This is a genomic window from Cognatilysobacter bugurensis, assembly GCF_014652095.1.
In the GTDB taxonomy this organism is placed as follows: domain Bacteria; phylum Pseudomonadota; class Gammaproteobacteria; order Xanthomonadales; family Xanthomonadaceae; genus Cognatilysobacter; species Cognatilysobacter bugurensis.
In genome coordinates this window covers 110529-121170 of record NZ_BMYD01000003.1, presented here as the reverse complement: position 1 = coordinate 121170, position 10642 = coordinate 110529, and the positions used below count along the sequence as shown (strand labels likewise).

Sequence of the window (10642 nt, the reverse complement as noted above, 5' to 3'; positions counted from 1 at the left end):
TCGCTAGAATCGCGACTCACTGAACATTCAATGGACTGACATGCTGGATCTGGATGCCCTGCTGGCGCCGATTTCCGACGCCTCGCCGTGCGGCGAAGACCTCTCGTTCTCGGTCGAATACGACGCGATCATGGAAGCGCGGCGCGCGGACGATCCGACGCTCGAACAGGGCGAGTGGATCACCGAGCTCAAGACGGCCGAGTGGCCCGCCGTGGCGAACCAGTGCGGCGGGTTGCTGCAACAGCGCAGCAAGGATCTGCGGCTGGCGGCGTGGTGGACCGAGGCGCAGACGCGGCTGCATGGCATCGCCGGGCTGGCCGAGGGCTTCCGGCTGACCGCGCGGCTGTGCGATCGCTATTGGGATGAGCTGCATCCGGTGATCGAGGACGGCGACATCGAGCAGCGCGTTGGCAGCCTGCGCTGGCTGCTCGACCAGTCGGTGCTGTGGCTGCGGCAGTTGCCGTTGATCCAGTCTCCGCACGGGCGCTTCGGCCTGGCCGACATCGAGGCCGCGCATGGCCGTCGCCACGAGGCCGACGGGGTCACGGCGGAGATGATCGACGCGGCGCGGCGCGCGACGCCCCGCGAGTTCTACCTGCGCCTAATCGACGCGCTGCCCGCCAGTCGCGAGGCGCTGCAGGAACTGCAGCAGGCGGTGGACGCGCGGCTGGGCATCGACGGCCCGAGCTTTTCGGGCGTACGCGACCAGCTCGAACGGTTTGCCGACACGGCGCGGCGCTTCGCGCGTGAGGCTGGGGTGCTTGTCGACGGCGTGACCAACGACGCGCCGGTGCCGGTGTCGCACGAGGTGAGCGCAGCCGTCGGGTCGACGGCGGGCGCGGCCGTGGCGACGCCGTCCGGCGCAATCGACTCACGCCGCGAGGCGCTCGCGCATCTGCGGCGCGTGGCGGAGTTCTTCCGACGCACCGAGCCGCACAGCCCGGTGGCCTACCTCGCCGACAAGGCCGCGAACTGGGGCGAAATGCCGCTGCACGTGTGGTTGCGCCGGGTCATCAAGGACGACAGCACGCTGAGCCAGCTCGAAGAGCTGCTCGATTCGAAGGACGAGACGACCAGCGACTACTGAGCCTGACGGACGCCCCGGCGACGCGCCGGGGCGTGGGGCTCACAGCACGCGGAACTCGATCCGCCGGTTGCGCGCACGACCCTGCGGGGTCGCGTTGTCGGCCACCGGCTGATCCGGCCCCAGCCCACGCACGCTGAGGTTGTCGGCCGCAATGCCCTGCTCTTCGAGGTAGGCCTTGACCGCCGCCGCGCGAGCGAGGCTCAGCGCCACGTTCGCGTCGCGGCCGCCGACGGCGTCGGTGTGGCCGATGATCTGCACGCGCGACTGGCCGATGCGACGCATCGCCGCTGCCATTTCGTCGAGGATCACGCGCCCCTGCGGTGCGAGCGTCGCGCTGCCGCTTTCGAACTCGATGATGCGGTTCGCAAGTGCGGCATCGAGCAGCTTCTGCTGGCCGCTGCCGTTTCGAAGCGCATTGGTGATCGTGTACGTCGGGTTGTTGAGCGCCGTGGCCATGTCGCTCACTACCTGCTGGCGCTGCGCTTCGTTCGCGACCTCTCCGGTCACGCGGACCGCGTTGCCGCTGATGTCGACCTGCCCCGCCGAGACCTGCTGCAACGCGGGCGTCAGCATCGTCACCACGTGCTGCTGCCAGTTCGGCGGCGCGACGACGCCCGCGTCGATTTCGATCCGGTCGACGACGCGCTGCGCGCCGTAGAGCTCGCGCAGCCGACTCAGCACCGCGGCACGCGTTGCCTCATCGGGCACCGTGCCGGCCGCGACGATGGGCTTCGGAGCGGCCGCCGCGCTTGCAGCCGGCACGCCCTGCGCCAGGGCAAGCGGAGCGGCGACGCACAGCATCGCGAAGGCCGCGGCCCGGATCGTTCGCGCGGGAGCCGCAGCGCCCCGCCAATAGCAACGCCGCATGTTCAAACTCCCAGAAAAACTTCGCCGAAGATGGCGCGCGCCATGCGCAGGGACAGGTCGTCCCGCTCGAGATAGGTCGCCAGTTTGTCCAGCGCGTAGTCGCCGGACACCTGGTCGGCCACCCACTCCGCGTCGTCGACGCGAATGATCTGCTCGAGCGCGACCTGCGGATCGAGCGCCGCCTGCAGCAGGCGGCCGTCGGCGCCGTTGAAGCCGACCACCAGTTGCGGCGCCGTCGCGAGCGGGCCGCTCTCACGAATCATCACCGCGATTTCGAAGTCGGCGCGCGCGGTGAAGCCGGCCAGCAGGTCGAGCCAGAACGCGGCCACGAGCGGCCGGTACAGCGTGTCGCGCGGCAGCGGCAGCGCGAGCGCCTTGTCGATCTGCGTCGCGCCGCCACTCAGCAGTGGCTGCAGCAGCAAGCCGAGTGCCGGCAGCGTCCAGCGTAATTGGAGCTCGCCGTGGCCTGACCCGCGCAACAGGGACTGCAACGAGCCGATGTCCTGCATGTCGAGGAAATCGTTGAATGGCGCTGCGTACACCGCCGGGTCGGCGTTGACGGTGACCGGGCTGTCGACGAGCTCGCGCAGTGCATCGCGTGCGTCGTCGGCCTGCACGGCCTGACGGCTCAGCCGGGCCAGGCCGCTCCACAGGCGTGCGAGCGCGAGCGGGCTGCGGCCGATGAACGCGATCGGCTGCGGCACCTCCAGGCGCGTCGCCGACAGGAACGGGAAGCGTCGCCCGGTGGCGTCCCGGCTCGGCTGGAAGTGGCCGGCGATCGCCAGCCGGCTTTTCGAGCCGAGGAACGCGAAGTGGATCGGCGCGGCGGTGTCGTAGAGCTGCTTCCAGTCCGGGTTCTGCGCGAGCAGTTCGACGCCGCCCGCGGCCCAGCGATCGAGCAGCACCATCAGCGGGTGGTGGTCGACCGTGCGCACGAAGTCGCCGCGCGACGGCAGCTTCCCGAAGTAGCTCACCGGCAACGTGTCGACGGCGAGCATCAGCGGCCTCCCGCCGTGGCGGGCGTCGAAGCGCCGCCCGTCGCGGACGCCGTGGCCGCGCCCGCTGTCGAGGCAGCCGTCGGCGCAGGAGCCGCACCGGCCACGGCTTCGGGCAGCCGCAGGCCGCGCAGGCTGTCGCCGCCTTGCGCAGTGCCCGACTGCGGCATGCTCACGATGCGCAGCTCAAAGCCGACATCGATCTCGCCGCCGCCGACCGTCATCTGAAAGTGGTTGTCGGCCAGGCTGCGGCGCTCCGCGGCGCTGTACAGGCGCGACATGCCGTTCGGGCCCGGCGCGTTGAACACCTCGACAGTGCGGCCGTCGGCGGTGATCGCTTCGATCCGCACACCGGGCGCGCCCCCTGCGCCGGGGTACTGGAACGTCGTCCACTGCGGGGGCGTGTTGCGGTAGCGCAGCTGCTGGCCGTCGATCGTGATGCTGTATTCGCGGCCGTCCGCCGGCGACGGCAGGATCTCGAACACCATGCCGCTGCTCGACGTCGCGCCGCTGCCACCGACCCAGTTCGCGTAGTGGTTCATCAGCTCCGGTCGCAGGCTCACGCCCATTTCGGCCCAGCGCTGCGGCGTCATCGTGTTGCCGCGGCGGATCACGAGGCTGCCGAGGGCATCGTTGCCGAACTTCGCGATCGCACCGGCCGGGCCGAAGATCTGCTCGATGTCGCTCTGCGCCGCTTCGACCGACGCCGAGGGGCTGAACGGGTACTTCTGCGCGAGCGTGCTCTGGAACGGCTCATAGACCTGCGCCTGCCAGGTGCGGTTGATCTCGCCTTCGGCCGGGCGCACGAGCGCGGCGTAGCTCTGCAGCAACGGACGCATCAGCAGCGGCCGCAGCGCCTGTCGCTGCGCATTGTTGAGGCCGTTGACCATCTGCTCGTCGACCAGGCGCTGCGCTTCGCCGAGCTCGGAGCCCGCGCCGTCGAGCGTTTCCTGCATCAGCTTGCGCGCGCCCGGGCCTGGATCGCCCTGCGTCTTGATCGTGTTGAGGCGGCTGCGGACCTTGCCGAGCGCGTCGAAGTAGCCGTGCAGCAGCGGAGGCGCGCCGTCGCGCGCAGCGAGCAACCGCGCGAGGCCTTCGAACTCCTTTCCGATCGGGCCCATCGGCACCGGTTCTTCCTTGCCGGTGACCGGATTGATCTGGACAGGAATCGATGTCGGGTTGCGCTGCATGACCACGCGCTTGAACCACTCGACAAAACCGCTCTTGGCGGCCCCGACGAGCTTGCTCTGCGCGGCCGGGTTGTCCCAGATCGTCTCGCGGTTCACGGCTTCGAGCAGCTTGCGCAGCGGCGAGCCGGCCGGATCGCCGAGTGCGTTCATGCGGTCGACCGCCTGGTCGAACGTGCCGAACTCGGCGATCGTCACGCCCTGCAGGAACTTGTGCCACTCGCGTGCGTACTCGGCCTTGTACAGCGCCTTGAGTTCCTGCGCGATGTGCTCGGGGCTGCCGGCCAGCGTCAGGTCGCTCTGCACGGTCTGCTCAAGCACCCAATCGGTGGTGCTGAGCTGGGTGTTCGCAGCTTCCTTGATTGCATCCTTGACGTAGCCCTCCCACGCGGCCTGGGAGAACGCGCCGTTGATCGCATGGCTGCCGGCCACCAGCGCGCTGCCCTTGTCCTCACCGAGCAGGCTCGCAACGGTGATTGGCGCGTAGCGCGTCGCCGCGCGCTGCTTGATCTGCGCATACACGCGGTCGCGCGCAGGCGTGCCTTTCATGACCTGCTTGAGGGCTTGGCGGCTGTCGTCGACGAGGCTGAACTTCGGATCGAGCTGCGGCCAGTCCGGCCGCGTCGACTGGCTCACGTAGTACGTCATCAACCGCTCGGCCGCGCGTGCCATCTCCTCACGCGGCAGCCCGCCGCGGTTGTTCTCGAGCCAGCCGCGCCAGAAGCGCGTCAGCTGGTCGTTGAGGTGGCTCGTCTCGGCCTTGCTGCGGTCGGCGAGCATCAGATAGGTCTTCAAGGCCGCATAGGCGTCGTTCGCATCGGTCGGCGAAACGGCCTGGTACAGCGCGCCGGCAGCCGGCGCGGCCTGCGCGGTTGCGTCGGCCGGCGACGCGCCGCCGACCGGTGGCTGCGCGAGTTCGGCGCGGCGGGCGATCACCTGCCGCAGGTAACTCTCGAGCTCGGCGGTCACCGGCGCGAGCATCAGCTGGCGCATGCCGTGGAAGTACTCCTCGCGCAGTTTCTGCTCGATGCGCTCGCCCTGGTACAGGCCCAGGCCCATGCCAACCGGGTGCTCGTCGCGGTAGCGGTCGAGTTGCTCCATGCGGTCTTGCAGGATCAGCAAGGCCTTGATACGCGACTGCAGGTCGATCTGGTTTTTCTGCAGCTCGATCGCCTTGTCGAGATCGGCGGTGACGTTCGCCACGAGCTGGCGGTTGCTGGTGTACGACCACGTCCAGCCGGTCAGCGCGATTGCGAGCGCTGCAACGGAGGCGAAGAACACGGCATAGCGCAGGCGGTTGCGGGTGGGGCTCGAGTACTGCCGGACCAGCTGCTTGTCGGCGAAGATCACCTTGCGGAACAGGCCGAGCAGGAAGTGGCTGTTCTCCGACAGCGGCGCGCGCTCCGTAGCGGCCGAGCGCGGTTCGAGCGCGAACTGCCGACCGATGCGATCGGACGCGTGCTGGACCGACACGCCTTCCTGCAGCGCACTTGTGAAGTAGAAGCCGCGGAACACCGGCTTGAACTGGTACGGGTTTTCCTCGAACAGCGTCGCGATGAACGTGCGCAGCGCAGGCTTGATCGCGGCGAATTCGAGCGGCAGCGTCAGCAGCGCCGGCGCGACCTCGCGGCCGCGCTGCATCGCCATCTGCGACAGGCTCATCTCCTTGAGGCCATCGCTGAGTTCGTCGAAGCGCTTGTCGAACGCGTCCAGCGCATCGACCTCGCCCTTGGGGTCAAACGGCAGGGTTGCGCCCCAGGCGTTCTCGCGTTCGGACGGGTCGAGGCCGCGGAAGAAGTCACTGAAACCCGCGATCAGGTCGGCCTTGGTGAACACCACATAGACCGGCGCGAACACCTCGAGCCGCTCGGTCAGCTCCTGCACGCGCTGGCGCAGGTTCTTCGCGAGCTCGATCGCGAACTCCGGCTTGCTGCCCGACAGCTCCGCGATGCTTGCCGCGATGATCACGCCGTTGATCGGCGCGCGCGGACGGTGCTTTTTCAGCAGGTCGAGGAACGTCAACCACTCCAGCCGGTCTTCGGTGCTGACCGTGTAGCGCCCGGCCGTGTCGAGCACGATGCCTTCGGTCGTGAAGTACCAGTCGCAGTTGCGCGTGCCGCCGAGCCCGTGGATGACGTTGCTGCGGTTGTCCTCGAACGGAAAGCGCAGGCCCGAGTTGAGGATCGCGGTGCTTTTGCCGGCGGCCGGGTTGCCGATGATCACGTACCACGGCAGCTCGTAGAGCGCCGCGTTGCCCTTCATCAGGCCCAGCTTGGATGTCTTGATCGCCTTGACCGCGTCCTGCATGCGCTCACGCAGCACCTCGGCGTCGGCGCGCGCCGCCGGCCGCGCCGCGGCTACGGCCTGGTCCGCCTGCTGCGCGACCATGGCATCGAGTTCACGCGCAGCCCGGGCCGCCCGCATGCGCTGCGCGAGCCACACGGCGCCCCAGACCAACAGGGCGAGCACGGCCGCGACGAGCAGCCACGCGCCGATGCCGGTCAGCGTGTCCGCGCCGAAATACACCACGGCCGCCGCTGCAGCCACGCCGAGCGCGCTGATCACGCGGTAGTCGGTTAACCAATACCTGAGACTGCTCATCGAACACTGCACCTGGATCAATTAGGCGGCCGCAGCCGTCGCCGTTGCGGCGGCCGTCGGAAAAGGGGTGATCGCCAGCGCGGCGCGGCAGGCGTCGTCGGCAATGCTGAGTGCGAGCACAGGCGCCTGCGCCTGCGCCGCCTGGGCGGCGGCGAGCGCGAGCAGGGCCAGCGGCGCGGCGAGCCCGACGTCGCCGCAGGCGACGCCCAGGTGCAGGCCGTGCAGGTCCGGTTCGAGCTCGGGCAGTTGCGCGACGAGCGTGCCGGCGGCCTCGATGGACCGGCTGGGACGCTGGTCGGCGTCGCTGACCAGCGCGCGCACCGCGTCGGCCGGTTGCCGCGCGACCGCGAGCGCACGTGCGCAAACATCGCCCGCCGCGCGGACCGCGGCCCGGGTGCTGCGATCCTCGCGCGATGCGGGGTCCACGATCGCGCGGTGCACCTGCAATGGCGCCACGTCCGGCACGTCCGGGGTCCTGGCTGCACCCAGCAGCAGGCCTGCGGCCGCCTCGCCGGGGATGCGGCCCTCGGGTTGCGCCGAACCGAACAGCCGTCCGGCGTGCTCGAGCGCCTCGACCGACAACGCGCCGACCAGCGAATCGGTCGCGAGCACGAGGTGGCGGTCAGCACGCGGCGCGGCGTGCAGCTCCAGGCTCAGCCGATCCAACAGGCTCCAGACTTCGCGCGCATGCGACAGCGGCACGACATTGAGTTCGAGCGCATCGGCCGCGTGCCCCATCGCCTGCGCGCGACCGCGGACAGCGTCGGACGCGATATCCCGCGCATGTGACGGCCACCGCGCCGGCAGCAGCACGTGGATCTGCAGTTGCGGTCCGGCCTGGTGGGGCGCCGCGCGCACCGAGCGCGAGTGGGCGTACACGTACCCCGGCAGCGCGCTCGCGTCGGCCGGTGTCTCGTCGTCGGGCAGGGCCTGCGCGGCGACGTCGGCGAGCAGCAACGCATCGAGCACCGGTTCGAGCAGGGCCCAGGCGCGCGCGATCTCCTCGTCCCAGCCCCCGAGGTCTTCGGCGCCGGCGTCGTGCAACGCGGCAGTGGCTGCATCGACGTCGAGGCCGTCGACGGGCGCGGCGAACACCGGCAGGCCGTACCGGTCGCGCAGGCTGGGGTGCAGCCCGGGCCGCGGGGCGGTGCGCAGCTGCGCGATGGCGTCGTCCGCATCCACGCCGGCGCGGCACGAAAGCGCATGGGCGAGCAGCGGCAACGCCCGGGGCGGCGCGTCCAGCCCGTCAGTGGCGGCCACCGCGTCCACACCCGCCGGCGCGATCTCCGCGGCGCGCACGCTTCGGCCCCGCAGGCCCGAGCGCAGCAGGTGGGCGCCCGCGATCAGCCCCATCGGCAGCGCGACCAGCCACAGCAGCAGGTCACGCGCGCCCGGGTCGGTGCGGTTGACCTGCCAGACGAAAATGACGGTCGCCCAGACCAGCCCGGTCAGCAGCAGCGCCGCCAGCAGCCACTTCCACCACGGCGAGGGACGGTCTGCGGCGGCGAGGTCGACGCCGGGATTCGCGGTTTGCACGGCGGACATGTCAGCGCCCGGGTGCAGCGGACGCGGCAGGTGCGGGCGCCGGACACGCCGTGCCTGCAGGCGCCCACAGGGACGACAGCGCCTCGCGCGGCGGCCGGACGACACGGGTGCAATGCATCGTCATTGCCCTGGGCTCAGCCGCCGACCACGGCGTGGACCTGCTGCCCGGCGATCAGCGACGCGCCGCAGGCGGTCTTGTCGCCATCGCGGGCCACGGGCTGGCCGTCGACGATCAGCGTGGCGTCGCCGCTGGCGATCGGGAACACGCCCTTGCACTGCGGGCAGGTCACCTGGTCACCCTGGCGTGCGATCGGCTTGCCGTCGATATCGGACGCAGGCGCGCCCGTGACCACGACGCCGCCATGGTCGGTCTTGTCCCCGAGGACGATGATGGGCTTGGACATCCGACGTGCTCCATGTCGGCCGGTGAGACCGGCTGCCGCGTTCCGTGCGCGTGGCGTGACGATAGCAAGACTTCCGCGGTTTTATCAGCCCGCTCGAGCCATGCGGATCGAAGCCCGGCACGCGGCCTTCGATTCGAGGTGGACGTAATCCTTCAGGCTGCGCCAGTTGCCGCCCCATTCCAGACCGGCCTCCTGGGCCAGACGCCCGTACAGGAAGTAGGCGTCGCGGGTCCACGGGTCGGCCATGTCCCACTGCAGCTTGCCGTTGCGCAGCGGGGCGCTGTCGACGGCGAGCCCGTACTGGTGACAGCTCATGCCCGCGCCGGCGCGCGTGGCCTTGCCGCCCCTCGCCAACTCCGCCTGACGCTCGGGGCTGCGATATCCCTCGACGAGCGCCATCTCGATCCCGTACTGGTCCTGCATGATCCGGTACACCGCGAGCACGCGCTGCTGGAAGGCGGGGTCGATGCGACCCCAACGGCGGTCGGCGGTGACGATCCGCTCGGGCGCCACGGCGGTCGGGGCCATCTGCGTCAGCGCGGCCTCCGCCGCGATGAACACTTCAGGCGGAAGCTCGGGCGGCGGGACCAGTCGCTCGCCGCGCAGCAGCGCGAGCACCTGCGAATCGCCGGTGTCGACCGCCGCGTCGTCGAACGAGTCCAGTTGCGGGCGCTCACGCAGCTGCAGCACGAGCAACGGCGGCAACGCGAGGATGAGCACCGTTGCCGCGATCGCCACGCGGTGCCGCCCCAGCCAAGCCTGGACCCCGCCGACCCGGGCGCGCACATCCTCGGCAGTGCGGCCACCGCGCGTCCTCGCGCGCTCGCGCTGCGCTGCGGCCGCCGCCGAGCCCCGCCGGAACAGGCGCCCGAGCGCACGCGCGCAGGCCTCGCGCGCGCTTGGAAACAGCAGCAGCCACGCGCAGATGCAGACCAGGACGAACGACACCGCAACCAGCAAGACAAACACGAGCGCGGCCCATCCCTGGATCGACTGAAGCGCGACCGGCTTGGTCGCATTGACGGTGTCTTAACGACAGCTAGAATGCCGAACCGCCATGGTCCGGCCCAGCCGGATCGGAAAAAGGAATTTCCGTGGATCGGCATGAGGCCAAGTCGACTCGCCCCAGTCTGCTGTCGGGTACCGGCGCGACGCCGGCCTCGCCCCCCGCGAGCGGGCGAATCTTAGCAAACATGGAGAACCGCCCGGAGCCGCGCGTGGCCCCCGTGCGGCCCAGACGCGTGCCCATCGGCATCGTTACTGCGCTCGCGGCGGCGGTGCTTGCCGGAGGCCTCTACGGCCTCACGCGCGGACCCGAATCCGCCGCCCCCGGGCCCGTTGTTACGAGCGCCGCCGAGGCGGACGCGCGTGCCGAAACCGTGCCGGCACCGGCCGCCGCGGCAACGATCGTCGACGCGCCCGACGACGGCCCGACGCCGTTCGAAGCCACCGAAGCCGCGGCGGCGGCAGCGCCGGCCGTCGTCCCGGTCGTGGCGCCCTCGCCGTTCGCAAACCCGCCCGCCGCACCGGCGCCGCGCGAACGTGCGCCCGCGCCCGCACAGACACCGCGTCCGCGGCGTGCCACTCCGCCGCCGGAGGCGCAATCCGCGAACGGCAAGAGCGATCTTTTCGCAACGCTGCTGCACAACATCGAGCAGGCCCCGCCCGCGGCGAGCGTCGGTCACCGGCCGACGCCGATGGACGAGCTGGTCCAACAGATTCGTCGGGAGAACGGCCAGGCGCAGGCGCGCGCGCCGCAGGACGTACAGGCGATGCTGCGCGCGTGCCCGAAGGCGAACACCGCACGGGGCGTGCAATGCCGGCAGAAGATCTGCACCCGCTTCGCCGGCACCGATCCGGCCTGCCCCGCGCCGCAGTAAACCCCGAGCGGGGCGGCGCTGCGGTCGACCGCGGCCAAATCGCAGGCAATAAAAAGCCCCGCAGGCAGGGGGGGCC

8 protein-coding genes are annotated in these 10642 nt (G+C 70.6%); 2 read left to right on the top strand and 6 right to left on the bottom strand.

Going from position 1 to position 10642, the window contains the following annotated elements:
* Positions 1–40: 40 nt before the first annotated feature.
* The gene (gene tssA, locus IE075_RS10045) at positions 41–1087 is read left to right on the top strand and encodes a type VI secretion system protein TssA (protein ID WP_189456085.1); all 1047 of its coding nucleotides are present in this window, start codon (positions 41–43) and stop codon (positions 1085–1087) included.
* 39 nt (positions 1088–1126) lie between these two features.
* On the opposite strand, the gene IE075_RS10040 is transcribed toward tssA, so the two are convergent.
* The 6 genes from IE075_RS10040 to IE075_RS10015 form a co-directional block, all read right to left on the bottom strand.
* Positions 1127–1888, bottom strand: coding sequence for an OmpA family protein (locus tag IE075_RS10040; protein WP_229792454.1), 762 nt, complete (start codon positions 1886–1888; stop codon positions 1127–1129).
* Between the two features lie 68 nt (positions 1889–1956).
* Positions 1957–2952, bottom strand: coding sequence for a type VI secretion system-associated protein TagF (gene tagF, locus IE075_RS10035; RefSeq protein ID WP_189456075.1), 996 nt, complete (start codon positions 2950–2952; stop codon positions 1957–1959).
* Entirely contained in the window at positions 2952–6737 is a 3786-nt protein-coding gene (gene tssM, locus IE075_RS10030) for a type VI secretion system membrane subunit TssM (RefSeq protein ID WP_189456073.1), read from the bottom strand. Before tssM ends, tagF begins: the two co-directional genes overlap by 1 nt.
* Positions 6738–6758: 21 nt before the next feature.
* A complete protein-coding gene (locus tag IE075_RS10025) occupies positions 6759–8282 on the bottom strand; it encodes a hypothetical protein (RefSeq protein WP_189456065.1) in 1524 nt (507 codons plus the stop codon).
* 134 nt (positions 8283–8416) lie between these two features.
* Positions 8417–8686 carry a PAAR domain-containing protein gene (locus IE075_RS10020; RefSeq protein WP_189456063.1) on the bottom strand — a complete coding sequence of 90 codons (270 nt, stop codon included), beginning with the start codon at positions 8684–8686 and terminating at the stop codon, positions 8417–8419.
* An 84-nt stretch (positions 8687–8770) separates the two neighbouring features.
* Entirely contained in the window at positions 8771–9655 is an 885-nt protein-coding gene (locus tag IE075_RS10015; RefSeq protein ID WP_189456061.1) for a M15 family metallopeptidase, read from the bottom strand.
* Positions 9656–9879: 224 nt separating this feature from the next.
* On the opposite strand from IE075_RS10015, the gene IE075_RS10010 reads away from it, so the two are divergent.
* Complete coding sequence (locus tag IE075_RS10010) at positions 9880–10566, top strand: hypothetical protein (protein WP_189456059.1); 687 nt, start codon at positions 9880–9882, stop codon at positions 10564–10566.
* Positions 10567–10642: the final 76 nt, after the last annotated feature.

Bases quoted from the DNA above. Each gene is read 5' to 3' on its own strand.
- tagF (WP_189456075.1), bottom strand. From the start codon at position 2,952: ATGCTCGCCGTCGACACGTTGCCGGTGAGCTACTTCGGGAAGCTGCCG.
- tssM (WP_189456073.1), bottom strand. From the start codon at position 6,737: ATGAGCAGTCTCAGGTATTGGTTAACCGACTACCGCGTGATCAGCGCG.
- IE075_RS10040 (WP_229792454.1), bottom strand. From the start codon at position 1,888: ATGCTGTGCGTCGCCGCTCCGCTTGCCCTGGCGCAGGGCGTGCCGGCT.
- IE075_RS10025 (WP_189456065.1), bottom strand. From the start codon at position 8,282: ATGTCCGCCGTGCAAACCGCGAATCCCGGCGTCGACCTCGCCGCCGCA.
- IE075_RS10020 (WP_189456063.1), bottom strand. From the start codon at position 8,686: ATGTCCAAGCCCATCATCGTCCTCGGGGACAAGACCGACCATGGCGGC.
- IE075_RS10010 (WP_189456059.1), top strand. From the start codon at position 9,880: ATGGAGAACCGCCCGGAGCCGCGCGTGGCCCCCGTGCGGCCCAGACGC.
- tssA (WP_189456085.1), top strand. From the start codon at position 41: ATGCTGGATCTGGATGCCCTGCTGGCGCCGATTTCCGACGCCTCGCCG.